General features: G+C 40.1%; 21 protein-coding genes. 9 read left to right on the top strand and 12 right to left on the bottom strand.

Annotation, left to right across the window (positions count from 1 at the left end):
- Positions 1–106 precede the first annotated feature (106 nt).
- Positions 107–442 (top strand): rhodanese-like domain-containing protein, encoded by a 336-nt coding sequence (locus A33Q_RS12855; RefSeq protein WP_009033257.1) that lies wholly within the window; start codon positions 107–109, stop codon positions 440–442.
- An 84-nt stretch (positions 443–526) separates the two neighbouring features.
- On the opposite strand, the gene A33Q_RS12850 is transcribed toward A33Q_RS12855, so the two are convergent.
- Positions 527–2962 carry a penicillin acylase family protein gene (locus A33Q_RS12850; protein ID WP_009033256.1) on the bottom strand — a complete coding sequence of 812 codons (2436 nt, stop codon included), beginning with the start codon at positions 2960–2962 and terminating at the stop codon, positions 527–529.
- Between the two features lie 137 nt (positions 2963–3099).
- Between A33Q_RS12850 and A33Q_RS12845 the strand changes: the two genes are divergently transcribed.
- Entirely contained in the window at positions 3100–3519 is a 420-nt protein-coding gene (locus A33Q_RS12845) for a Dabb family protein (RefSeq protein WP_009033255.1), read from the top strand.
- Between the two features lie 257 nt (positions 3520–3776).
- Here A33Q_RS12845 and A33Q_RS12840 read toward each other — a convergent pair whose 3' ends face one another.
- The gene (locus A33Q_RS12840; protein WP_009033254.1) at positions 3777–4187 is read right to left on the bottom strand and encodes a hypothetical protein; all 411 of its coding nucleotides are present in this window, start codon (positions 4185–4187) and stop codon (positions 3777–3779) included.
- Between the two features lie 110 nt (positions 4188–4297).
- Here A33Q_RS12840 and A33Q_RS12835 point away from each other — a divergent pair, with 110 nt between their 5' ends.
- Positions 4298–4903, top strand: coding sequence for an alpha-ketoglutarate-dependent dioxygenase AlkB family protein (locus A33Q_RS12835; protein ID WP_009033253.1), 606 nt, complete (start codon positions 4298–4300; stop codon positions 4901–4903).
- A 355-nt stretch (positions 4904–5258) separates the two neighbouring features.
- On the opposite strand, the gene msrA is transcribed toward A33Q_RS12835, so the two are convergent.
- Positions 5259–6362, bottom strand: a complete 1104-nt coding sequence (gene msrA / locus A33Q_RS12830; RefSeq protein WP_040490450.1) for a peptide-methionine (S)-S-oxide reductase MsrA — start codon at positions 6360–6362, stop codon at positions 5259–5261.
- 254 nt (positions 6363–6616) lie between these two features.
- On the opposite strand from msrA, the gene A33Q_RS12825 reads away from it, so the two are divergent.
- The 3 genes from A33Q_RS12825 to A33Q_RS12815 all read left to right on the top strand — a co-directional run bounded on the left by A33Q_RS12825 (position 6617) and on the right by A33Q_RS12815 (position 12252).
- Complete coding sequence (locus A33Q_RS12825) at positions 6617–7195, top strand: outer membrane beta-barrel protein (protein ID WP_016255222.1); 579 nt, start codon at positions 6617–6619, stop codon at positions 7193–7195.
- A gap of 103 nt (positions 7196–7298) precedes the next feature.
- Positions 7299–10007: a PQQ-dependent sugar dehydrogenase gene (locus tag A33Q_RS12820; RefSeq protein ID WP_009033250.1), complete on the top strand. Its 2709-nt coding sequence runs from the start codon at positions 7299–7301 to the stop codon at positions 10005–10007.
- A 115-nt stretch (positions 10008–10122) separates the two neighbouring features.
- A complete protein-coding gene (locus tag A33Q_RS12815) occupies positions 10123–12252 on the top strand; it encodes a TonB-dependent receptor (RefSeq protein ID WP_009033249.1) in 2130 nt (709 codons plus the stop codon).
- A gap of 237 nt (positions 12253–12489) precedes the next feature.
- Here the strand turns inward: A33Q_RS12815 and A33Q_RS12810 are convergent, their stop codons facing one another.
- The 6 genes from A33Q_RS12810 to A33Q_RS12790 form a co-directional block, all read right to left on the bottom strand.
- A complete protein-coding gene (locus A33Q_RS12810) occupies positions 12490–12693 on the bottom strand; it encodes a hypothetical protein (protein ID WP_009033248.1) in 204 nt (67 codons plus the stop codon).
- 68 nt (positions 12694–12761) lie between these two features.
- Positions 12762–13151, bottom strand: a complete 390-nt coding sequence (locus tag A33Q_RS12805; protein ID WP_009033247.1) for a helix-turn-helix domain-containing protein — start codon at positions 13149–13151, stop codon at positions 12762–12764.
- 10 nt (positions 13152–13161) lie between these two features.
- A complete protein-coding gene (locus tag A33Q_RS12800; protein ID WP_009033246.1) occupies positions 13162–13701 on the bottom strand; it encodes a hypothetical protein in 540 nt (179 codons plus the stop codon).
- A gap of 207 nt (positions 13702–13908) precedes the next feature.
- Positions 13909–14850 carry a DUF4238 domain-containing protein gene (locus A33Q_RS12795; RefSeq protein ID WP_040490449.1) on the bottom strand — a complete coding sequence of 314 codons (942 nt, stop codon included), beginning with the start codon at positions 14848–14850 and terminating at the stop codon, positions 13909–13911.
- Positions 14847–14999, bottom strand: a complete 153-nt coding sequence (locus A33Q_RS22200) for a hypothetical protein (protein ID WP_009033244.1) — start codon at positions 14997–14999, stop codon at positions 14847–14849. The genes A33Q_RS12795 and A33Q_RS22200 overlap by 4 nt, the downstream gene beginning before the upstream one ends.
- Before the next feature lie 300 nt (positions 15000–15299).
- On the bottom strand, positions 15300–16163 hold the full coding sequence (locus tag A33Q_RS12790) for a dienelactone hydrolase family protein (RefSeq protein WP_009033243.1): 864 nt from the start codon (positions 16161–16163) through the stop codon (positions 15300–15302).
- Positions 16164–16374: 211 nt separating this feature from the next.
- On the opposite strand from A33Q_RS12790, the gene A33Q_RS12785 reads away from it, so the two are divergent.
- Both A33Q_RS12785 and A33Q_RS12780 read left to right on the top strand, forming a co-directional pair.
- Positions 16375–19086 (top strand): M14 family metallopeptidase, encoded by a 2712-nt coding sequence (locus A33Q_RS12785; protein WP_009033242.1) that lies wholly within the window; start codon positions 16375–16377, stop codon positions 19084–19086.
- A gap of 245 nt (positions 19087–19331) precedes the next feature.
- A complete protein-coding gene (locus tag A33Q_RS12780; RefSeq protein ID WP_009033241.1) occupies positions 19332–20783 on the top strand; it encodes a PhoPQ-activated pathogenicity-related family protein in 1452 nt (483 codons plus the stop codon).
- Between the two features lie 71 nt (positions 20784–20854).
- Here the strand turns inward: A33Q_RS12780 and A33Q_RS12775 are convergent, their stop codons facing one another.
- Positions 20855–21700 (bottom strand): OmpA family protein, encoded by an 846-nt coding sequence (locus A33Q_RS12775; RefSeq protein ID WP_009033240.1) that lies wholly within the window; start codon positions 21698–21700, stop codon positions 20855–20857.
- Between the two features lie 131 nt (positions 21701–21831).
- Between A33Q_RS12775 and A33Q_RS12770 the strand changes: the two genes are divergently transcribed.
- Positions 21832–22962: an aldose epimerase family protein gene (locus A33Q_RS12770; protein ID WP_009033239.1), complete on the top strand. Its 1131-nt coding sequence runs from the start codon at positions 21832–21834 to the stop codon at positions 22960–22962.
- Between the two features lie 198 nt (positions 22963–23160).
- Here the strand turns inward: A33Q_RS12770 and A33Q_RS12765 are convergent, their stop codons facing one another.
- Positions 23161–24561: an NAD(P)(+) transhydrogenase (Re/Si-specific) subunit beta gene (locus A33Q_RS12765; RefSeq protein ID WP_040490483.1), complete on the bottom strand. Its 1401-nt coding sequence runs from the start codon at positions 24559–24561 to the stop codon at positions 23161–23163.
- Positions 24561–24878 (bottom strand): NAD(P) transhydrogenase subunit alpha, encoded by a 318-nt coding sequence (locus A33Q_RS12760; RefSeq protein WP_009033237.1) that lies wholly within the window; start codon positions 24876–24878, stop codon positions 24561–24563. Before A33Q_RS12760 ends, A33Q_RS12765 begins: the two co-directional genes overlap by 1 nt.

Here is a 24878-nt window from a genome sequence, read left to right as displayed (position 1 = left end):
CAGCTGTTTTATTCTCTTGATTTACCTGCTTCCCTCATATGTGATATTGGTTACGAATCAGGGCTGAGATTGAGCCTATCTTTGTATAAAACAAAACGAAATATCCATGTTTGATTTCTTTAGAACAAAACCAAAAAAATATACAGATTTAAACGCTGATGAATTTAAAAGTGGCATGACTGCCAAAGACGCCGTGCTGATAGATGTCAGGTCATCAGGAGAGTTCCAGTCAGGCAAGATAAAAGGTGCAAGAAATATTGATATCATGGGCCGGGGGTTTCAGGCTCAATTGATGAACCTGCCTAAGGATAAAAAATATTATATCTACTGCAGAAGCGGAAACAGAAGTGGCCAAGCCTGTGAAATCATGGCTGAGATGGGCTTTGACCAGACCTATAACCTTTCAGGTGGAGTGATGCGTTGGCCATTTGGATTGCAATAGACCGCTGCTTGAATACAAAGAAAAATCCACCTCGAGGTGGATTTTTCTGTTTTATACTATACGATTTTGAAGTCTATTAAAAGCTTATTGTTTTGGTGTAAAGGTTTGGTTTTCAAATGCATTTTTCAAAACGTTTTCTTTGGAATAAGGAACAGTAAAGAAATTGTCTTCGGCCCATTGTTCAAATAAATTGGAGTAAAAAGGACTCTCAGGATTTCCGGATTGTCCAGGAGTATTGATTCCTTTAGTTTTTTCCCAATCTCCTGTATCCACTATAATTCGGAATGAGGCTCCGGAAGTATTGTTATTCCCATAGGCATTGGCAGCAGGTGTAAAGCTGTACCCACCTCTTGGCACAGGTCCAACATCTATTTTCTCTTTCCATTCTTTGGAAAACACTGCGCTCAACATGTGCCTATGGTGGGCGTGCTTGAAATTTTCTTGTCCATATTGCCAGTTGTCCATGTTTGGCCCAAGTATAATTTTGAGTTCTGAAATCGCCTCTATAAAGCTTTGTTTTAAAATTTCATTTTTTTGATTTTCTGCATCAAGCTCAAAAATCAATTCAGGATTTTCACTCCATTGAATTACCCGGGTCATCCGAAGAGCACCAAAGTCTGAATGTACTTTTTCAGGCACCAAAGCATTTTTGAAATTGTCTCTTAATTTCCTTTCCCACATCACATAGATGGCAGCTGGGATACTTTCAGGATCAAGTTCATACTCCCAGTTGACAAGTAATTTTTGAGCTTCTGCCACTATTTTTTCTTCAAAATTCAAGTCCAATAAATGAGGTACCATCAAACGCGCCGGTATCGCATGGTAATCATTTTGAAGCTCACCCATTTCATCAAGAGAAAACTTTTTGTTTTGGCTCAAGACTTCTCTCACCCTTTCACCTCTAAATGCATCGGCCCATTCAAACCCTATAGCATCCCGAATGGGGTAGTCCGCAGGGGTGACATTTTCGTTTGCTGTAGCAATAATACCTGAAGCTGGATTGAAGGCATTTGGTCTTTCTTTGATAGGTAGATATCCCTCCCAATCCATACTTCCATCACCTAATGAGGGAAGAAGTCCTGAGTGGTTTTTCCTCAAAGGTGTAATGCCTGTTGCCTGCCAGCCAATGTTACCATCTTTGTCTGCCCATACCATATTTTCCGCTGGAATATGGTTGTAAGCACAGGCTTCTCTAAACTCCTCCCAGCTTTGGCTTTGGTCCATTCTCAGACTGGCCAGATAAGGTGCCCCACCAGGCTCCAACCATGCACATTCTACAGCGACAGCCTTGTTCAGGTCTTCGTCAATAAATGTGACCGGCCCATGCACTGTGTAAAAGTGGTTTACGATTTCATCCGGCATTCCTTTTACGCTGATCGTATCCTGTATTTTTTCCATTTCATGCCACTGGCCTTTGTAGAAATACTGATGAGGATTGTCCGGGCGGATATCATATACCCGCATATCCTCATTGTCTGTTTCGAAAATAGTAAGGCCCCAAGCACCAAAGCCATTATGCCCAATAGATACCGCCGGTATTACCGGTTCCCCACCACCAATTACATTCCATCCAGGTGCATTGAGGTGGACCCAATACCTGAGAGAAGGCACTGCGTGCAGTCTATGTGGATCATTCGCCATGATGGGAAATCCACTTTTGGATTTTTCTCCCGAAATCACCCAGTTGTTGCTGCCTATATCAAATTTTTCATACTCCAGGTACAGCTGTTCTTCTTCTATAATACTTTGATTTTCAGCAAGGGATTCTATCAAAGAATTCCTATAAGCTACTTGCAAATCCTCCCTTTCAAATGTAAGAGCCTTCCTGAAAGCATCATAAGGCCTGAGTACATCCTTAAAAAGCAATTCATGTGGTATTCCTTCAGGTAAATTCAGGTTTGGTTCGCCAGGATGGAAAAAATAGAGCTTTTTTGCAAGTTCAGGTCCAATCTGACTGACAACCCTTGCGTATTTCAGTTCATCCTGTACATTTTCCAAGAGACCTTGATGTCTGGAAATTACAACTTCCCAAGTCCAATATTCAGGTAAAATATCCAAAGCCCTGAATTCAAAAGGAAGTAGATCCGGGTTTTCTCTGACTTCCATAATGTAGGTATTGATGCCCTTGACAAAAGCATCCACAATTAACTCCCCTTGTGGATGATAGTGGCTTAACTCGGCTTCTTTGGAGCCACGAAACTTAAAAAGCCTGGCTCCCTTATCCCTTTCTATAGCTTTGGGACCGAGAATTTCAGCCAAAGTACCGGTTGCTCTCCTCCTCCAAATTTCAAACTGAAATAGCCGGTCTTTGGCTGCCAAGTATCCTTGGCTGAAAAAGAGGTCGTGTTCATTTTGAGCGTAGATATGGTTGATGCCGTTTTGATCTCTGATAACTTCCACTTTGTCCATCAGACCAGTCAATTGAGACTCTTGTGAAAAAACCTGGGGCTGTGGTAAAAAGCTAAATAGTAATAGAATGAAGAAGAGGCTTATTGATTTGAGATATGGCCTGAATGTCATATTGAAATGATTTTTGGATATAAATTCAACTTAATAATTTCGCAAATTTCACCTAAAAAGCATTGAAAATTGTACGAGCGGTCATTTCCTCTTCTGATATTTTTGCAAATTGCCAACATAACCTATCAAACTTAATCATGAAGAAAACAGCTATTTGTGCAGGTTTATTGTTGGCAGTTATGTCTTGTCAGCCCCAAGCCACAGAAAAAAAAGAAGAAAAAATCATCGAGAAAAAAATCATAAAAATGGATGATGCCCTGAGGCACGTGGTGCTTTTTAAATTTAAAGATGAAGCTTCAGAAGCTGATGTTCAGAAAGTGGTGGATGCTTTTATGGAACTGCCCGAAAAAATAGATGAAATCAAAGCTATAGAGTGGGGGATCAACAACAGTCCCGAAGGCTTGGACCAAGGTTTTACGCATTGTTTCTTTTTAACATTTGCCTCAGAGGAGGATAGAGATGCTTATCTGCCTCATCCAGATCATAAGGCCTTTGGCGCCATTTTAGGGCCATATTTGGACAAAGTTTTAGTAGTGGACTACTGGGCAAAACGTTAATAATTCATATGTATATCCGCAATCATGCAAGTAACCAATTTAAAGTGGGGCTTGAATAACCATGATATTAATAGATACCTGCCTGCCGCAGGCAAGTTGGATCCGCCTCGGCGGACAAGTTATTTAATGATAACTTGTCCCGGTTTATCGGGATTGGTTAGAAATCATAGGTAATTCCCCTTTTAAGGGTCTATTATTGAGAAAGCGAATTATTTTGATAATTAAAAAGGCAACCAATCATGGTTGCCTTTTTAAATTTAATTCGTCCCAGCTGGAATCTCATTGTTTCGAGCGGGTGAGGAATCGTTTATTTCTACTACTTCATACACCACATATTTGCTGGCTCCTCTCCAGGGCAACTTCCCAAGGTATTCTTTGTACCTCAACTCCACGAACTTGCCGCTTGCTCTTTCAAGTTGCTGGGCTACATCGGATCCCACAGCGCTGAAACGAAATTCATTGCTTTGAAGTGCTCCTGCTTGCGGGCTTTGAAAGCCATCCTGTACCAATCTTCCTTCATAGGTCTTAAATACAAATCCCTTCTTTTCGAAATAATTTAGGCTGCCTCCTTTGACTCCTTCACTGAATACAAAAAAGTAATTCCAGTAAACGAATCCTGCCAAGAATAAGACCACAATAGCCAATCCGATTTTTACATATTTGTTCATAAGTGTATTTTAAAAATTAAAGTGCTTGAATTTGACATAATGTGGTGAATATTCCAATAGCTTGCTTGTTTATTTGTAAACTTTGCCTGCTTGAATCTGGTTTTGCCATTATGAACCTTTTTCCTATTTCCTCCGATCAAAATCTACTTCCTTTCGATGGAGAAGTGTTCTATTATCCAGACTTTTTTGGAGAAAGTCCAGGGATGAAATTTTTTGAATTGCTTAAAAATGAGATCCAATGGAAACAGGAACCAATATGGATTTTTGGAAAAAAGGTGATGCAGCCAAGACTGACAGCTTTGTATGGGGATCCGGAGATACCTTATGGATACTCAGGGATTCAGATGGAAGCCTACCCTTGGACGGGAAAACTCCAAGAGATCAAAGAAAGAGTGGAAGTTCAGGCAGGAACTCACTTTACCCATGTCCTTTTAAATTATTATCGCAATGGCGATGACAGTATGGGTTGGCACCGGGACAACGAAAAGGAGCTTGGAATCAATCCCGTGATTGCTTCAGTAAGTTTTGGGGCTGAAAGGGAATTTCAGATGAGGCATTATAAGCAAAAAAATGTAAAGGTCAATGTGCACCTGAAAGACGGTTCTCTTCTCCTGATGCAGGGAAGTAGTCAGCATCACTGGGAGCATCAGCTTCCCAAGAGAAAAAAAATAAGCAGCGGAAGAATCAACCTGACTTTTCGCCGCATTATTGGGTGAAATGAAATTTGTTGGTTTTAAAAGTAAATACGAAACCTGATAGGTTTAATTACCTAAAGCGTCCGCATTAGACCTAATACAGAGGCTAAAACCTGACAGGTTTTTCACTATTTTTTAAGCTTGGTAAAGATGGCAATTCCAATATCTAAGAATAAGCAGTCCGCCGAGGAGGGTTTGGAATCCATAATATTTATTCCGCTATCTTACCAATAGAATCTTTAAAATAGAATAAACCTATGAATTTAGGTTTATATCAATGAGTATCTAATATCTATTAGTATCGGATTGATCCAGGTGCCTGATTAAATTGCTTACTGGTCTAATTACGGATATACATAATTCATATATATCTTCTTCAATCTTCTAACACCCAAAGCCAATCCCCATAACCTTCTGCTTCCATATCATTTTTATTGATAAACTTCATGGCTGCAGAATTCATGCAATATCGGAGGTTTGTAGGATTTGGGCCATCATTGAATACATGGCCTACATGAGAATCGCCTAGTCTACTTCTGACTTCTACTCTGGTCATCCCATATGATGAATCTATAGGTTTGTCCAGCAATCTTGCATCTATAGGCTTGGTGAAACTTGGCCAGCCGGAGTAAGATTCATATTTGTCTTTAGAGCTGAATAAGGGAGCTCCTGAAACTATGCAGACATAAATTCCCTCTTCCTTATTACCGTTGTATGCATTATCAAATGCCCGTTCTGTTTCTTCATGCATGGTCACATTGTACTGCAGGGTAGTCAGCCTTTTTTTCAATTCAGCATCTGAAGGTTTCTTATATTTTTCAGACAGATTACTTGGCCAATGCTTGGCTATAAATGCGTCTCTACCGGATCCTTCCCGATAAGCATAATATTCCTCGGGGTTTTTCTTGTAATAGTCTTGGTGATAATCTTCTGCTGGATAGAAATTGCTGTATTTGATGACAGGAGTCACTATAGGTTTGTCAAAAATCCCTGCTGCTTCCAATCTCTTGATTGAATTTTCGGCGACTTCTTTTTGGCTTTTATCGTGGTAAAAGACCGCAGAACTGTACTGGAACCCCCTATCATAAAAGGAGCCCCCCTCATCCGTGGGGTCAAACTGCTGCCAAAAGATATCCATGATTTCAGTGTAGCTGATGACATCAGGGTCGAAAGTTACCTGTACTGCTTCTCTGTGACTTGTCTTTCCGGAAGAAACATCGGAGTAGTTTGGGTTTTTTTCTTTTCCCCCAGAATATCCAGAGACAACAGAAAGTATTCCTGGGATCCCTTCAAATGGGGCTTCTATGCACCAAAAACAGCCGCCGGCAAATGTTGCCAGGACTTTTTTACCGGGATAATTTTCCAAATCTACTTCTTGTTCAGTTGATACTTGACCATTTTCTGCATTGGAACAAGAAACCAAACCCAGGCTAAAAACCTGAATTAATACCATTAAGAGGATTTTTTCTGTTGTTTTCATAAATGTATTACTAGTCTGAAAATACTTCCGTATTTGAGGCATGATTTTAGATAATTGATTTTTAAAGAGCTGAGCAATTTCGAGTGTGAACAAACCAATAGTTATAATAATTTGATTTGGTTTTCGTCTCATATACGTTAATAAACTCCAAAAGAGATGAGCTTGTTTAGGAAACGACTCTATCCTTGATAGTCTCTTTTTATGTTTCATGATAGTACAATAAATATTTCTTTAACATATCAAATTGACCAACTATGAAGACAGCAATTAAATCCATGTTCCTAATTGTGGGAATGTTATTTTGTTTTGATACCGTAAATGCGCAGATGGGCTCTGGTTTTGGTGTCAAAGGAGGAATGAATTACAATTCCAACGGCCAGTATTTCAAAGACGCAGAAGCAATATGGGGCAATCCTTGGAATAACCTGGGCTACAATGTGGGTGTATTTGGTAAACTCAACCTGGGTCCTTTATACCTCAGGCCGGAGTTGGGGTATACCAATTTGAAATCCGAAGTGAATAATGTCCAATTGACAACTGAAAGATTGGATGCACCGGTTTTGGTAGGCTTGAACTTGCTGGGGTCTGTAGTTTCTGTCTTTGCAGGTCCATCATTCCATTACTACCTGCAGGATGGATTAAGGGATTTTGACTATGAAAAATACAATGCCGGATATCAGTTTGGGATTGGCCTCAACTTCAACAGTGTAGGACTTGACCTCAGATATGAAAGAGTAATGCAGGGGCAAACAGTAATGATTGATGATGTTTTTACCGGTACTGGAGACTTTCGTTTTCAGCAACTCTTGCTCGGCTTATCATTTAAATTTTAAAGAAATTATTTTTCCGTTAATCAAATCCCCTGTCCAACAGGGGATTTTTTTGTTTTGGTGCCACTTTATTTTTTACCTTGATCCAGCCAAAATAACCTATTGAATGAATACCTCTAAATCTAATGCCTTCTCCGGTGTTTTGATTGCCCTGCTTTTTTGGGCCTGTCAAGAGCCCGAAAGGTTTGTAACGGAAAAACCTGAAGAAACCCGATTTACCAAAATTACCCTGATCGAAAAGCTTGACGAACCCATGGAACTAGAAGTCCTGGCTGACGGAAGGGTATTGTTTATCGAGAGAAAAGGGAAAATCAGGATGTATGAACCCGAGACGGGCACAGCTAAAGATATTGGTTTTATAGATGTTTTTTACGAAAGTGAGGATGGTCTGCTTGGATTGGCAAAGGATCCTGACTTTGAAAAAAATCAGTGGATCTACCTTTACTATTCACCTGTGGGAGACAATCACATCAACAGGCTTTCAAGATTTACTTTGCTCAATGACCAGGTGGATATGGAATCTGAAAAGGTCATGTTGGAAATTCCGCAATTCAGAGGTTGTTGCCATAGTGGAGGCTCCATTGAATTTGACAGTGAAGGCAACCTTTACCTGTCATTGGGTGATGACAGTACACCTTTTGAATCTGACAATTACAACCCTATCGATGAAAGGGCTGGTAGGCCAGAAAATGTTGATGCACAAAGAAGCTCTGCAAATTCCAATGATCTCCGGGGAGCTATTTTAAGAATTACCCCACAGGCTGATGGGACTTATACCATTCCCAAAGGAAATTTATTTCCGGAGGGCACTCCCAAAACCAGACCGGAGATTTATGTGATGGGAAATAGAAACCCGTTCCGGATTTCTGTTGACCCCATGAATGGCAACCTGTACTGGGGAGAGGTGGGGCCAGATGCCCACCAGGACAGCTTGGGGAGAGGGCCTAGGGGCTACGATGAAATCAACCAGGCCAAAGGACCGGGATTTTTTGGATGGCCTTATCTGATTGCCGATAACAGGCCTTATTGGCACTATGATTTTGAAAAGCAGGAGAGTAATTATGAATATGATGCAAAAAAGCCCGTCAACTATTCTCCCAACAATACCGGACTGAATGAATTGCCGCCTGCACAGCCAGCGTTTATTTGGTATCCCTATGCTGCTTCTGATACCTTTCCCCAGCTTAGGGAAGGGGGTAGAAATGCCATGGCAGGACCGGTTTATTACCCTGACCTTTTCCCAAAAACAGAAGTAAAGTTTCCCCGGTACTATGAAGGAAAGCTTTTTATCTATGACTGGATGAGGAATTGGATTTTTACGGTGACTATGGATGAAAACCATAACTTGGTTTCCATGGAGGAATTTATGCCGTCCACGGTTTTTGACAAACCCATGGACATGCAGTTTGGTCCTGACGGCTCACTTTATATTTTGGAGTATGGGACGTATTGGAGTGCCCAAAATGATGATTCAGGCATTTATAAAATAGAGTTCAGTGCAGGTAACCGAAAACCAATAGCCAAAGCAAAAGCGGATAAAACGCAGGGAGCGGCACCCATGAATGTGCAGTTTTCAGCAAGCGAAAGCTTTGATTTCGATGAAAATGATGTCTTGACTTATGAGTGGGATTTTTCTGGAGATGGTTCAATGACCAGCGCTGAAGAAAACCCTTTATTTACTTACGAAAAGCCAGGGACCTATCAGGCCACATTGAAAGTAAGAGACCTGGAAGGGTTGGAGGCTAGCGCAAGCATTGAAATTAGGGTAGGAAATGAGCCGCCACAGGTAGCAATTGAATGGCCTGAAAACAGAAGTTTTTATTGGGACAATGCTCAAGTATCCTATGAAGTGTCCGTTCAGGATAAGGAGGATGGTATTTTGGGTGAAGGGATAGAAGAGGAAAATGTCCAGGTGAACTTTATGTATCTTCCAGAGGGCTTTGATAGGGTAGAAGCTTCTATGGGACATCAGCAAGAAGACCCAGTACAGGTCATTGGGATGAATCTTACTGCAAAAAGCGGCTGCAAGGCCTGTCATGCTGTAAGTGAAGCCTCAGTAGGACCGAGTTATAAGGAGGTGGCGAAAATGTATGAGGATAGAGCAGATGCATCCGTTTACCTGAAGGAAAAAATTATAAATGGTGGGTCTGGAGTTTGGGGAGAGCGTTTGATGCCTGCCCATGCACATTTGGAGGAAGGAGTTATAGTTCAAATGGTTGATTATGTTCTTTCTCTATCCCCCAATGCGCAAGGGAAGAAGGGAAAAAGCATGCCCTTGAAGGGGAAATTGGATTTTGATGCGCACAGTAAGCAGGAGACCAACGGTACTTACATATTCACTGCCAGTTACAGGGATAAAGGCGCCAATGAAATTGATCCAATATTTAGGAGGCAGCAACTGGTTTTGAGGAATCCACTGATGCCTGCAGCGAATGCAGACGAATTCCAAGGTGCGGCGAAGGCAAACCATCAAAATTCAAGGTTGGTAAAATTCACAGAAGACAATTCATTCATCATGTTTGAAAATATTGACCTGAAGGATATCCATAAATTGGTTTTATCCATAGACCCCAACAGAAAAAGCGGTTGGATAGAAGTCAGGAGTGGGGGAGAGTCAGGCGAGCTTTTAGGCAAAAGTGAGGTCCTGAGTAATGATCTCCGTCCAAAAAACCATAAGGGAAAATGGTTTGATGTGGAAATTGCATTGCGTCAAACAGAAAATCCTGATGACCTTTACCTGATTTTCAGAACCGAAACAGGAGTTGACATTTGGAATTCATTTCTTTTGAACACAGTGTATTTTGCCCAAAAATAACCAATCATCAAAGTTCTGACCAGATAAACCATTTCCTGAATGAGGAAATGGTTTTTTTGTATAATTTCGGGCTCAGAATACGCAAAATAACCCCTACCTATTAAACAAAGATTACATGAAGTTTAAGATCAGTCTTTTGGCAGCTGTAATTTGTGCGGCAGCAGGACATGTCACAGCCCAAACACAGGAAAGACAGCTTGACGAAGTCACCGTGACAGCTCAAAAGCAAGAAGAAAATCAACAGGAAGTCCCTGTTTCCATTTCTTCTTTGACAGAAAAAGAAATCAGACAATTCAGATTGTGGAATAACCGAGACCTTTCTGCTTTGTTTCCGAATTTTTATGCAGCACATTCAGGAGACGGTAGAACAGTTAACAGCATCCGTGGGATTGCCACCACGTCTTATGATCCTGCTGTAGCCACCTATATTGATGGAGTGATCCAGTTTGACTTGGATACATATATCAATCCGCTTTTGGATGTAGAAAGAATTGAAGTGCTCCGCGGCCCTCAGGGAACCTTATATGGAAGAAATGCAATGGGAGGAGTAATCAATATCATCACCAAAAAACCAAGCAATGAAACCAAAGGCTTTTTTGGTTTTGACTTTGGCAATTACAAATTGGGAAGATATTCTGTTGGCGTGCAGACTCCTTTGATCAAGGATAAGCTTTTTCTTGGGGTTTCCGGCTTGTACGAGACCCATGGAGGTTTTTTCACCAATGAGTTTACAGGAGGTAGCTTCGATAGAAGAAATACTTTTTTGGGAAATTACAATTTAAGGTACTTGGCCAGTAACAAATGGTCTATGTCCCTGAATGTCAAAAATAACAACAACAGGAATCAAGGAGCTTTTCCTTTGGCAGGATCTATCTCACAAGCATTAGATAACCCATTTGTTTTGAATCAGGACAGTCCTGCCAGGATGAGAGATGATGTTTTCAATGCTTCTTTGAGTGTGGATTATACAGGTGAAAAAATCAATTTCAGTTCACAGACGGCTTATCAGGAAAATTACAGGATTTATGAGGGGGATTTGGACGGTGACTTTTCTCCTTTGGATATTGTTACGATATTCAATGACTATGGCAGAGAATGGAACCGGGTAAGTGTATGGACTCAGGAAATGAAAATTTCTTCTGTCAAAAACCCTGAGTCGAAGTTTTCTTGGTTGACAGGAGTCTTTGGTTTTATTCAGGATGAACCTGTCAAGCAGGCCACTAATTTCGGTGCAGACGGGGCACTTTTTGGAGCTCCGGTAAATGCAAGTTCTATTCTGACCAATATTGGCAATAACAGAGGCTTTGCATGGTTTGGAAGTGCTACTTACCAACTGACAGATAGGTTTGATGTCAATCTGGGAATGAGGTATGATGTGGAAAGAAGAGAATTGAGAGGTTTTGGTGAATTTCAAGCCCAGGGAATGCCGGATCCAATCGTTGTTCAGCCTGAGATCAGTGCTTCTGCTAATTTCAGTGCTTTTTCTCCAAAAGCCATCATGTCTTATAGACTCAATCAAGAGCAAATGTTATTTGCTTCATTTGCAAGGGGATTCCGTGCCGGAGGCCTGACTCCTATTAGTTCTAATCCTTCAGAGTCTCCATTGCAGCCATTTGATCCGGAGTTCAGCAATAATTTTGAAGTAGGTATGAAAAATGACTTTCTCGATAACACCCTTCGTTGGAATGTAAGTGCATTTTTCACGACAGTGGACAATATTCAGGTGCCTCAATTGGTCTTGCCAGATGCCATTGTAATTACCCGAAATGAAGGTCAACTGACCAGTAAAGGTTTGGAGTCTGAACTGACAGCTTTGATCGGCAATAACTTCACACTCGGTTGGAATGCAGGTATCACTGATGCCAGATTTACCACTTTAGACCTGGCAGCGGGAGAAGGAAATGTAGATTATAGCGGAAACAGGCAGCTGTTTACCCCAAATTTCACCTCGTTGGCTTTGGCACAGTACCAAAAGGTATTGAATTCCGAAAAGGAGATTTCACTTTTGCTCAGGGCAGAGTGGCAGTACATAGGAGAGACCTTCTTTGACCTTCCCAATACTTTGAGCCAGGATCCTTATCAGTTGGTAAATGCAAGGATAGGGCTGAATGTAAAAAATGTAGAATTGGGATTTTGGATGAGAAACATCACCAATACCCGCTATGTGGCCTATGCCTATAATTTTGGCGCAGCACATTTGGGAGAGCCGGCCACTTTTGGTTTGTCAGGCAGGTTGAATTTCTGATAATGAGCAATCGAATTCCTGGACATTTTTCTAGGACTTTAGAGAGGATGGATGGCCTAGAGCTTATCTCAGAAGAAATTATTGGATATTGGACCGAAAAAAATACTGGATATTTTTTTCAATTCATAAAATTTAAAAAGGAGAAACTGACTTGAGTTGGTTTCTCTTTTTTATTATCGAAATGCTTAGAAAGTTAAGGGATGTAGTCTTCTTCAGCTTGGCGGGTAAGGGTGTAATTCATTTAGCCAATTTAGCACGTCTTTTTGCTTCTTCTAAAATTTCGCTCATAGTCTTATTGGATAAACCACTTTCCTCACCTTTTATTAACTCATTCCTCAACCACTCTACCTTTTCAAAATCTTCCAACAGGATTTTAAACTTGACCTCAAGTTCGGCAATGCTATCATCATAGTCACTGATCAAGTTACCGTTGTGACACACTGATCCCCATAATTTGTCATCTTCGCCTCTATCAATGGTCTAATCAATCTTTAGCTTATTCATTATTATCAACTTATGATTTTCTGACTGCTATTGAGTTCATAAGGCTGAATGAGAACCTCAACAGGCAAACCTAAAAGATCGTGAAGGTTTCTGATCATATCTATAATCAAAGCCCGCTTACGGTTGAGTACAAGGCTTACGGTAGTCTTGCTACCAATGGCAGGTATCAAGTCTTTATCTTTTAGCCCTTTCATTTCCATGGCTTCTTTGATGGCCGTAATAGGCTCAGGCAAAGCGATAGGGTAGTGCTCTTTTTCATACTTGTCTATCAGCGTCACCAATAGCTCTGCCTCCATGCCTTCAGGACTATCTGGATTGACATCAAATATTGAAGAGAGTCTTTTTAGCGCTTTTTCATATTCTTGGGTAGTGGTGATGATTTTATCCCATTTCATAGAGCTTAAATTATTGTAAAGCGATATTTACTCTTTCAAGAATCTTTTTAACAATTTCATCTGTTTCATTCGATAAAGATGGTCCTGAAACCCCATTAACATTTTCTAATTTTTCAATTTGATCATTGTTTTTAGGATATGGAAATCGACCTGCCCAAATAGCAAATTCTTGAAGGGAATTAATCAATGCTAATTCCTTTTGTTCAAAATTTAGATTATACTTTTTAATTATAGTTTTAAAATCATGTCCATTACCACCTTTCTTCCCATTTTTTAAATTCTTTAGGAAGTCATCAAATGTTTTAATTTTTCCAGATTCAATATTTGGTTTCTCATAATTAAGAGCTAAATCCTTTAATAAAAGTTCTATTGTTATAGCATAATGTAATAAAGTTGATCGAAAAAAACCTAATTGTTTTAAGCGATTTTCTTCAATCAAATCAGACTGATTCGCTACTTCAAAGAAGATTCTTAAATTTTCTCCTGCTACCAACAAAGTGGATTTTGCATGATTTAAATAAACGTGTGGGTTAAGTGATGCTCGTATCATTTTTTGCCCAAATAAATTTCAATTTACAAAAGACTAACTAAATGCAAATGTTTGTCTTTTAAACTACTAATATTTTTTAATCTAGATACCTTAGACTCATCAGCTAATTTCATTTCGAAAAGCAGATAAAACCCTGCTAAATCAAAGTCACAACAAACTGTACTCTTAATATCTGTAAAAAATTGATGATTTGCAGTTCGTTGGCTTTCATAGATCTATAAAATTTTGCAAAGTTCGTGCGTTATTCGCAATTAGATATCGTGTTGAAACTTTTGTATACAAATGGTTTAAGCCCATAACTAATTTTGAGTTAATACTTTTTCCTTTGATTTCTTTTTTATTGGTTCTTAGATGATCTTTTTTTGAATCTGATATTTCAAGTGTATGATTTGGTGAAATGGGAAAATAGAAATTAAATCCATTTGTAAATTTTGTGTTATGGATTTTTCCAAAAGTGTCAATTGCAACCCCTGGATTATCAGTCGTGATAAATAATTCTTGGTCATTCTTGCTTTCGATTAAAGTCCATTGACATAATAGAATCGCTTCTCTAAATAGTGCTAGTTTTTTTTCAGGATTGGTAAATTTTTGTACCAGACTTTCAAGTTGAAAATCTTTTGTCAAAGACTCCTTGTTTATAAGTTTAATAATTTCGTTTCCATAAATCGAATCGAAAAAAACTGATGAATACCCCCATTTTATAGCTTCATTTTTCAAGGAAGAATATCTTTCTTTAGCAATTTGGATGATTTTTTCGATTTTAAGATTTTCATTCAATCCTATTTGATATGGGTTTCTAATTTTTAAATGCACTAAAAAATCGGAGACAAACATCGCGTCTTCAAAAGAGATTGATTGGTTGTTAATAAGTTTTTCAAAAACTGATTGATATCTATTCTCGTAGTAATGATTTACTATATTTTCTACAAAGTCAATCGCTTTTAATTCTCCACTCAAAATTAATTTGTCCTTAATTGAGTAATAATTATTTATATAGCAAATTGCCCCTGGATGCTGAGACTTAATCTTAGTGTTATAACCTTTTTTTAAATGCTCAATATTTAAAGTAAACAGAGGTCCACCATTCTCAGATCGAAAATTCTTTAGATAACACTGTGGCACATAATGATGCTTTTTTGGCTGGCTCACCCTTCACCCCCTTCCACTATCCTTATCTCCTCCTCAGTCAACCCATAAAGTTCATAAATCAATTGGTCGATCTGCTTCTTTAAAGGCTTAACTTTTAAAAATGCCTTATTTAAAGCCTGCCTCGGCTTAAGAAATTTGTGGATCTGCATGCTGAAAGAACAATTTAGAAAATGCTCCTCAAAATGGGTTTTTAATTGCTTAATTCCAACAAATCTTTAGTCAGAGCAATAATTACCGGACAGCCTATGTCATAAAAAAAACCATGTCCTCAAGAGGAGGACATGGTTTTATTTACGATTCCTGATTTACCTTCGCAGGAAAACATTTGAATCAAAATAGAAGATCATTTTGGAAAAAATATCCATGAATATCAAATATCCATTAGTATCAAAACAGCAATTTGATTAAGCTATTCTATCCTGAATTCACCTTGTCTTCAATATATTTTTTCAATTAAACTTATCCTGTAAGTACGACAGTGCCATCAAATAGGCCTCTTTGGTAGCCTCTTCGTCATGTCTTGGGTTGGAGGGATTGGCAAATCCATGGACGGCATCAAAAATCTTGTATTCCAGGTCTTTACCAGCCTGATCCATGGCAGAAGCAAACTCTTCAATTACTTCCTTGGAGATGTTTTGCTCGGTAGCAAAAAGTCCCAATACATCAGAATTTAAGGTTTTTAATCTTTCCACTTCTCTGACAGGCATTCCATAGTAAATAATTGAACCTATATTTTGATCTCCAAGCAACAAAGCAGATTTCAGCGACCAAGCTCCGCCGAAGCACCAGCCTACATTGGCGATTTTGGCATCAGAGCCTGCATACTGCTTTCCTGCCATCACTATGGCCTCCAACCTTTCTTCATTGGTGGAGCGCATAAAGTTACCGGCTTCCTGAGGGTTGGAGGTGACATTTCCATCGTACATATCCAAAGCCAAAACGTTCACTTTGCCACCAAGATCATTGTAAAACCTGTCAGATTCTTCTTTGATATTGTCATTGAGCCCCCACCATTCCTGATATACAAATAGCCATTGGTCTGAATCCTCTTTGGCTTTGATCAGGTAGCCACTGGCATCTTTACCGTCGGAAGCAGGAAATGAAACCATCTCTCCCAAACCCTCAAAATCGAAAGGCACAGGAGATGGGTGGAAGGCTACAAAGGCAGGATCATCCAAAAAGGCGATCATTTCTGAAGGGCCTGTATGGCAGATGGTAATTTCATTATTGGGTTCTGATCTTTCTGAACCATTGATCCAAAAGGCAAACATGCCGGTAAGGATAAGACTGATTGAGATGAAAATTTTATGCATGGGAGTTTTTTTTAAGTACGGGGTTAAAACTGAATTAATTGTAAGGTGTTCACTTCCATCATTGAATATACTTTAATTATTCCTTAAGCGGAAGAGAATTTATTTGGCTTGATCAATCCTACCAATCAAACTGAATTTATTCCGATTGCATGGAGAATTTTGTTTGGTAATTTTCATAGACGTATTTTAGAATTCACTAAACTGAATTCACATGAGAAAATCTTACTTCTTATGGGTCTGCGCATTGTTTCTGATTTTTGGAAATGCGATTGCCCAAAAAGTCCCCACACCCAAAGAACATTTTGGATTTGATATTGGTGATGATTACATGTTGGCAACCTATACTTCTACTGATGCCTATTTTCGGAAAGTTGCTGAAAATTCCGACAGAGTAAAATTTGTTGAAATAGGTTCTACAGCAGAAGGCAGGCAAATGCCGATGATGATCATCACTTCTCCTGAAAACCACAAAAACCTTGATAAATACAAGGAAATCTCTCAGAAGCTTGGAAGGGCTGAGGTTTCATCAGATGAAGCCAAGTCTTTGGCAGCAGAGGGAAAAGCAGTAGTCTGGATTGACGGTGGTCTTCACTCCACAGAGACTGTAGCTTCCCATCAATTGATCCCAACTCTTTATGAGCTTGCTACCAGCCAAGACCCCGAAATCCTCAGGTTTTTGGATGACTTGATTATTCTGATGGTACAGACCAATCCAGATGGACAGGAGATCGTAACCGACTGGTATATGAGCCGGGAGGATGTTACCAAAAGGGACATGAGAACTCCTTACATGTATCACAAATATGTAGGACATGACAACAACAGAGATTTCTTTATGAACAATATGGATGAGTCAACCAATATTTCATTACAGCAGTATGTGGAATGGTTGCCTCAGATCATCTTTAACCATCATCAAACTTCTCCTGCAGGTACAGTGGTGGCAGGGCCTCCTTACAGGGATCCTTTCAACCATGTTTTTGACCCATTGATTATGACAAGTCTGGATGGGGTAGGAGCAGCGATGATCAACAGGTTGAATTTTGAAGGTAAGCCAGGATATACCCGTTTGGGCGGTTCTGTATTCTCTTCTTGGTGGAATGGCGGCCTGAGAACCACTCCGTATTTTCACAATATGATCGGGATTTTGACAGAAACCACCGGAGGTCCTACACCTTCTGAGATTCCTTTGGTACCGGAAAGATTGATACCTACCCATGCTACACCATTTCCTATAGAGCCGCAAAAGTGGCATTTTAGACAATCGATAGATTATTCTGTTTCCATGAATTGGGCGGTTTTGGATTTTGCAAGCAGAAATGCTGATGCACTTTTACTCAATATCTTCACAATGGGTAAAAACAGTATTGACAGGGGAAATATGGATCATTGGACCAAATACCCGAAAAGGTCAGCGGCAGTACAGGAAGCATTTGACAAAGCCAAAAAAGAAAGAGAAGCTGATGATCCTGAAATGGCATATTATGGAATGCGAAGCGGCCTTCCGGTTGAGTATTTTGGAAAAGTATTTGAAGATCCTGACTTGAGAGATCCAAGGGGCTTTGTAGTTCCTTCAGATCAGGCCGATTTTCAGACTGCCATACGTTTTGCCAATGCCTTGATCAAATCAGGTATTCAGGTTCATAAAGCCAACGCGGATTTTACAGTGAATGGAAAGCAGTACCCTAAAGGTTCTTTGGTTTTCAAATCAGCACAGGCATTTAGGCCTCACCTGTTGGATATGTTTGAGCCGCAGGATCACCCTAATGATTTTGAGTTCCCGGGAGGTCCTCCAAAAAGGCCATACGATGCAGCAGGTTGGACACTGGCTTTTCAAATGGGAGTTGAGTTTGATAGGATTTTGGATGAGTTTGACGGACCTTTTGAAGCCTTGCCTTATGGAGAAGTTTTGGCTTTTGAGCCTGCCACGGTTCCAAGTGGATCCGGAGTGTTGATTGATGTAAGGGGAAATAACTCCTTTATCGCTGTCAATGAGCTTTTGAAAGCAGGGGCAAATGTATCCAGGACTACATCAGCTACCTCTGGATTACCGGCAGGAAGCTTTTTTGTCACTGGAAATAAAGCTACTATCGAAAAAGCGGCGAAAGAATATGGTGTAAAAATGGTTGCTTCTTCAAGACCTTCTGGAGCTGTAAGTGTGAAGCCGGCCAGAGTGGCATTGTTTGATCATTATGGAGGTTCTATGCCATCAGGTTGGGTTAGATGGATGCTTGAGCAGTATCAATTCCCATTCCAGGTGATTTATCCCAAAGATATCGATGCTGGAAATCTGAATGCTAAATATGATGTTATTCTTTTCATTGGACCGGGTGCACCGGGTACGGTAAGAAGCTGGGGAGGTATGCCCAAAGAAGAAGATATTCCACAGGAATTTCACAAACTTATGGGTAGTCTGACCAAAGAAAAGTCAGTTCCTGAATTGAAGAAGTTTATGGAGGCCGGTGGAAATGTAGTAGCTGTCGGAGCAAGTACTTCATTGGCTTTTGACCTTGGATTGCCCGTAGGCAATGCCTTGGTAGAAAAGCTGCCTAATGGAACAGAAAAGCCGCTTGGTGGAGATAAATACTACATTCCTGGAAGTATTCTTAAAGCAAATCTTGATACCAACCATGCTGCCAATTGGGGCATGGGTGAATCAGCCAATATGGTTTTCAATAATTCACCTGTATTTACCTTAGCGCCTGATGCCATGATGAATGGAGTTAAACCTCTTGCTTGGTTTGGTACAGAATCTCCATTGGTATCCGGTTGGGCTTGGGGTGAGTCATACCTGAAAAATGGTGTGGTCGCTTTTGAAGCACCAATAGGAAAAGGGAAACTTTATGCTTTCGGTCCGGAAATCACTTTCAGGGCACAGGCACACAATACCTTTAAACTCCTTTTCAATCAACTTTATAAATAATTAGATCAATCAGCGCATTTTGAAAGCGGCCATGTAAGTGGTCGCTTTTTTTTTATGCATGTAGTTTTCAAAATGATTGTTTAAATTAACATCTTAACGCAATGTCGTTTAGGTAAGACTACAAGTTGAATTTAAACTTTTCCAAAGTTGGGTTAAAAGTAAAAACAAACATTGTTTCCAAATCTGAACTTTGGAAAAGTTACCCTAAACTAAACGACATCGCATTTTAACCCAAAATTAATCTTATGAAAAACAAGAGACTTTCTTTGAATTTTTACGGCATATTAATGCTGTCCAGTATGATACTGTTCTGGAATTGTGCTCCAAAAGGAGATGTAGAGGTAACTGATACAGTAGAAGCCTCTGTCCATCCTTTATGGAATTATGTGCATGCTGAAGATCCTGACTTCAGCTATGAAATAGTTCTCAAAGAGGATATGGGAGACTATCATTACACGGTGGTCAGGATGGTATCGCAAAACTGGCTGACATCCGTGTTGGTAGATCAGACTGAGTGGTGGCATTGGGTATCTATGGTCATCCCAAAGGAGACTCCACATACAACAGGAATGATGTGGATAGGAGGAGGAAGTCAAGGTACAAAAATGCCTGAAAAGCCTGATCCACTGATACTGGAGGCCGCAAGCCAAACCAACTCGGTGGTGGCTACGGTCCATAATATTCCATTTCAGCCTTTGGTTTTTGCCAATGATACTTTTGGAGAAAGGTATGAAGATGCCATCATCGCCTATGGCTGGAGGAAGTTTATGGAAGGAGGGGCCAAGGATGAGGATGCTATCTGGCTTTCCCGCTTTCCAATGACTAAAGCCGTTAAGCTTGCCATGGACGTGGTTACTGAAGTGGCTTTTAATGAGCATGAAAAAGAAGTCGTGAATTATATGGTGGCAGGGGCCTCCAAAAGAGGCTGGACTACCTGGACCATTTCAGCAGTGGATGATAGGGTAGTGGCAATGGCACCTGTTGTCATCGATTTGTTGAATGTGGAGGAGTCTTTCAAACACCACTGGAAAAACTATGGGTATTGGGCGCCTGCCGTTGGAGATTATGTGCGAGAGGAAATCATGGAATGGCAAGGGAGCAAGGAATATAAGAGGTTAAACGAGTTGGTAGAACCGTATTCTTTTCTGGATGAATACAAGGATATTCCTAAACTGTTGATCAATGCTGCTGGTGATGAGTTTTTCCAACCCGATAGCTGGAAATTTTATTGGGATGATTTAAAAGGTGAGAAGCACGTGCAGTATGTGCCCAATCATGGTCATGATCTTTCAAAGTCTGATGCACTGCCCAATTTGATTGCTTTCTATGCATCTGTTTTAAATGAAAACCCTAGGCCAAAATACGATTGGAAAATTGAAGGAGATAATATTATTGTGACCACTGATCCCAATCAGAAGCCTGCATCCATCAAGTTATGGCAGGCAACTAATCCGGAGGAACGTAATTTTATGATTGACAGATTCGGTCCACAGTGGACATCAAGTGAAATCATTATCAATGAAAGTGGAAGATACGAAGTAGAAATGAAAGCACCGGAAAAAGGATTTACCGGGTATTTTGTGGAAATTACTTATCCTGGTCAGGCACCCATAAAGGTAACTACAGGAGTTGATGTATTGCCAAGAGAATATCCTTTTGAAGAATATGTCTCGGAGAATCCCAAAGGGAATAAATAAAAGGAAAAGCCTCTCCTGAGAGTCGGGAGAGGCTTATGTAGTTTAAAAAATCAATCAGCTAAACTTGAATTCTATTCAATCATTGCAAAAAACTTATCCAAGTCCGGAATGATCACAATTCTAGTTCTTCTGTTTTTAGCCATATTTTCAGGGCTGTCATTATCCACTACGGGGATATAAGAAGATCTACCTGCTGCAATCAGTTTTTCAGGAGCTACCTGATATTTGTTTTGCAATACCCTTACGATAGAAGTGGCTCTTTTTACACTCAAATCCCAATTGTCCTGCAATACACCGGTATTGATGCTTCTTGGATCCGTATGTCCCTCAATCATCACTTCTACGGATGGTTCAGCATTGATCACCTCTGCAAGTCTTTCCAAAAGGCTTTCAGCATTTCTGTTGACCATGTAGCTTCCGGTATTGAAAAGCAATCGGTCAGAAACAGTGATCATTACCACAGTTTTGTCAATGTCAATCTGAATGTCATCATCCTGTTCCATAGAACCGTCAGAAATTGACTTTTTCAGATTGTAGGATACCGCTAAATTGACAGAATCTTCCATGGTTTTGGCATTGGATAGTTTTTCCTGATCCACTTTGGCCAAAGTTGCATTTAGCTTTTCACGGGTTACATTGGACATTGGAGTTTTTCCTGAAAGATCAAATTTGGCATCGTTGTCTTCTTTCAGGGAATTGATGCGTGCATTGTACTCCGCGACCCTGGCCTCGATACGGCCTACCTTGTCTTCAAGGATTTTTTTCTCAGCTTCTACAGCTTCTTTTTCACTACGGGTTTCAGCCAAATGGGCCTCCGTTTTAAACAAATCATTCTGCAGCTCAGTGTATTTCTTTTTAGAAACACAGGATACTGTTAAAGTAGCTGCTGCGATAGAAAATAAGATGAACTTTCTCATAATTAGTTGGTAAATTTTTGACTGGCCTATGCCAAAAATGAAGCCATCAGAAAATTAAATGAGCATTTGATCCTATAATTGGCCGAAATTCTGAGTATTTAGTCTTATTTTACCTACCAAATCCAGCAATTATGAGAAGTTTAAAGACCTTATTTTCAGTATTTATCCTTTTTTCGGTGATCGCATGTCAATCTCCAAAAGAGGAATCATCTAGTGAGACCATCACCTTTGATATAGAGGTGCGAAAAATAAATATGGGGGGACAGGATGCCTTTGCCTATACACTCAAAAATAGCAAGGGCATGGAAGTAGAGCTGACCAATTATGGAGCGACCCTATCCAAAATACTGGTCCCGGACAGGGATGGCAATTCCCAAAATGTCTTGCTTACTTATGAAAAAGTGGAAGATTTTATCAATGATAGTTATTTTTTTGGTGCAACGGCAGGCCGATATGCCAATAGAATAGCAAAGGGTACTTTCGAACTAGATGGTGAATTATATCAACTGGAAACTAATAATGGAGAAAACCATTTGCATGGAGGTAAAAAGGGCTTCAACAGACAGTTTTGGGATTCAGAAGTAATTCAGGGCTTGGAAAATTCTATTGGAATCAGGATGCGGTATGTCAGTGAAGATGGAGAAGCAGGGTATCCCGGTACTTTACAGACTACTGTGGATTTTATTTTGGAAAAAGATAATAGGCTCAAAATCCTTTTTGAGGCGGAAACAGATAAGCCTACATTTGTAAACTTGACACATCATGGTTATTTCAACCTCAGCAATATGGAGGAAAATATTTTGAACCACGAGTTGAAATTGTTTGCTGATTCTTATACACCTGTAGGCGAAGGTTTAATTCCAACCGGAGAAATCAAGTCCGTTGAAGGTACTGCATTTGATTTTAGATCGGCCAAGAAAATAGGAGAGGATATTGAAGAAACCGGTGCTGGTTATGACCACAATTTTGTAGTATCTCAGGTGCACGATGGAGAGCTTCACAAAATGGCTGAAGTCTATCATGAAGGCACAGGAAGATTGATGCTTGTTTATTCTACCAAACCGGGTGTTCAATTGTACACGGGAAATTTCCTAGATGGAAAACAAGAAACAGGAGGAGTGGTCTATTCCAAAAATTATGGATTTTGTCTAGAACCGCAGTTTTTCCCAAACTCTCCCAATGAATCTTCTTTTCCTTCAGCCCGATTGGATCCAGGAGAAAAATATAAACATGAAATTGTGTATGAGTTTGGACTGAGGTAATGGGCGCTTTAGACTTATTTTCTATCCATTGAAGCTTAAAAAGGTTTAAGCGCAAAGCTCAATTGTGAAATTAAACTTTTCCAAAGTTGGATTTAAGTAAAAACAAATATCTTTTATAAATCAAAACTTTGGAAAAGTTATCCTGAACTAAACGGTATTTGAACTTATTTACCGTAAATGATATTTCAAGTTCTCTTTTTAAACTTCTTTCACTTCAGCTGCCAATTTTTGTAGAGAGGCTTTTGCATCACCGAAAAGCATTCTGGTTTTTGGGAAGAAAAACAGTTCGTTTTCTATTCCCGCATAGCCGGAGCTCATTCCTCTTTTCATGATGATTACATTTTTGGCCTGGTCCACTTCCAGGATAGGCATGCCAAAAATCGGTGAAGCAGGATCATTTTTAGCCGCAGGATTGACTACATCATTTGCGCCGATGACTACCACTACATCTGTACTTGCGAGCTTTGGGTTGATTTCTTCCATCTCCTGTAGTCTTTCGTAGGGTACATCTGCTTCTGCCAATAGCACATTCATGTGTCCTGGCATTCTTCCTGCAACTGGATGTATGGCATAGCTTACTTCCACACCTTTTTCTTCCAGGAGTTTTTCAAGTTCATGGCAGATATGCTGTGCTTGGGCTACTGCCAATCCGTATCCGGGTACGATCACTACATTCTGAGAATAAGCCAGTAAAACAGCAGTATCAGAAATTGAAATTTCCCTTACTGTCTGATCAGAATCTCCTTTTTTAGCAGATCCCGCAGCTCCTGCACCAAATGCTCCAAGCAGCACATTTGTCAAGGACCTGTTCATAGCCTTACACATCAGGATGGTTAAGATAGTCCCAGCAGAACCTACCAAAATACCACCTGTGAGCATGGCTTTATTGTCATATAAGAATCCACCAAAGGCAGCTGCCATTCCTGTAAATGAATTGAGCAAGGAAATCACAACAGGCATGTCTGCCCCGCCAATCGGCATGACAAAAAGTACTCCGTATACCAAAGCAATTCCAAGCAAAATGAAGAAGAGCACTGGGTCAGAACCGGCAAACATCTGATATCCTATCAATCCTATGATAGCAGCCAATAAGACCATATTGATTACCTGATTCATAGGGAGGACTTTGTCTTTGATCTTGCCCTCTAATTTACCATAGGCAATCATGGAACCCGAGAATGAAACAGATCCGATCAATAGGCCCAGCAACATGACCAAAAGCTCCCCGTCAAAACCTGTAATTTGGCTATGTTGGTGGTGCTGAAATTCAATAATCGCAATCAATGCTGCACAGGCTCCACCCATACCGTTAAAAAATGAAACCATCTGCGGCATAGCTGTCATTTGGACTTTTTTGGCCATGATGGTACCTATTACTGTACCTACCAACAGTCCAACAAATATCAATACGTAGTTCAATCCTTTGGCCGAATCAAAATCCTGATACAAAGTAAGGGTTGTCAAAATGGCTAAACCCATACCTGCAGCAGCCCAAAGGTTACCTTTTCGTGCTGTGTCAGGGTGACTGAGCATTTTGAGACCTATGATGAAGGTTAAGGAAGCTATCAAGTAGCTTATTTCCAATATGTTCAGATTGATCATGACTTCTTAGGTTTTTTCTTGAACATTTCCAACATCCTGTCGGTCACCACAAATCCACCGATGACATTCAACATACCTACTACAACAGCTAAAAATCCTACTGTAAGAGCCAGGTAATTTTCTGGCGAGGCCTGAAGCATGACGATAATTGCACCGACTACAACTACCCCGTGTATGGCATTGGCACCTGACATCAATGGGGTATGAAGAATTGCGGGTACGTTTGAAATCACTTCCACACCCAAGAGTATGGCTAAAATCAGAAAATAGACCATTTCCATATTGGCCCCAATATAGTTGAGTAACTGTTCCAT

This window comes from Indibacter alkaliphilus LW1, assembly GCF_000295935.2.
GTDB classification, from domain to species: Bacteria; Bacteroidota; Bacteroidia; order Cytophagales; family Cyclobacteriaceae; genus Indibacter; species Indibacter alkaliphilus.
This window is presented reverse-complemented; position numbering and strand designations above follow the sequence as displayed.

Bases quoted from the DNA above. Each gene is read 5' to 3' on its own strand.
- A33Q_RS12820 (WP_009033250.1), top strand. From the start codon at position 7,299: ATGAATACCTCTAAATCTAATGCCTTCTCCGGTGTTTTGATTGCCCTG.
- A33Q_RS12800 (WP_009033246.1), bottom strand. From the start codon at position 13,701: ATGATACGAGCATCACTTAACCCACACGTTTATTTAAATCATGCAAAA.
- A33Q_RS12790 (WP_009033243.1), bottom strand. From the start codon at position 16,163: ATGCATAAAATTTTCATCTCAATCAGTCTTATCCTTACCGGCATGTTT.
- A33Q_RS22200 (WP_009033244.1), bottom strand. From the start codon at position 14,999: ATGCAGATCCACAAATTTCTTAAGCCGAGGCAGGCTTTAAATAAGGCA.
- A33Q_RS12780 (WP_009033241.1), top strand. From the start codon at position 19,332: ATGAAAAACAAGAGACTTTCTTTGAATTTTTACGGCATATTAATGCTG.
- A33Q_RS12855 (WP_009033257.1), top strand. From the start codon at position 107: ATGTTTGATTTCTTTAGAACAAAACCAAAAAAATATACAGATTTAAAC.
- A33Q_RS12840 (WP_009033254.1), bottom strand. From the start codon at position 4,187: ATGAACAAATATGTAAAAATCGGATTGGCTATTGTGGTCTTATTCTTG.
- A33Q_RS12805 (WP_009033247.1), bottom strand. From the start codon at position 13,151: ATGAAATGGGATAAAATCATCACCACTACCCAAGAATATGAAAAAGCG.
- A33Q_RS12850 (WP_009033256.1), bottom strand. From the start codon at position 2,962: ATGACATTCAGGCCATATCTCAAATCAATAAGCCTCTTCTTCATTCTA.
- A33Q_RS12835 (WP_009033253.1), top strand. From the start codon at position 4,298: ATGAACCTTTTTCCTATTTCCTCCGATCAAAATCTACTTCCTTTCGAT.
- A33Q_RS12770 (WP_009033239.1), top strand. From the start codon at position 21,832: ATGAGAAGTTTAAAGACCTTATTTTCAGTATTTATCCTTTTTTCGGTG.
- A33Q_RS12775 (WP_009033240.1), bottom strand. From the start codon at position 21,700: ATGAGAAAGTTCATCTTATTTTCTATCGCAGCAGCTACTTTAACAGTA.
- A33Q_RS12815 (WP_009033249.1), top strand. From the start codon at position 10,123: ATGAAGTTTAAGATCAGTCTTTTGGCAGCTGTAATTTGTGCGGCAGCA.
- A33Q_RS12760 (WP_009033237.1), bottom strand. From the start codon at position 24,878: ATGGAACAGTTACTCAACTATATTGGGGCCAATATGGAAATGGTCTAT.
- A33Q_RS12845 (WP_009033255.1), top strand. From the start codon at position 3,100: ATGAAGAAAACAGCTATTTGTGCAGGTTTATTGTTGGCAGTTATGTCT.
- A33Q_RS12785 (WP_009033242.1), top strand. From the start codon at position 16,375: ATGAGAAAATCTTACTTCTTATGGGTCTGCGCATTGTTTCTGATTTTT.
- A33Q_RS12825 (WP_016255222.1), top strand. From the start codon at position 6,617: ATGAAGACAGCAATTAAATCCATGTTCCTAATTGTGGGAATGTTATTT.
- msrA (WP_040490450.1), bottom strand. From the start codon at position 6,362: ATGAAAACAACAGAAAAAATCCTCTTAATGGTATTAATTCAGGTTTTT.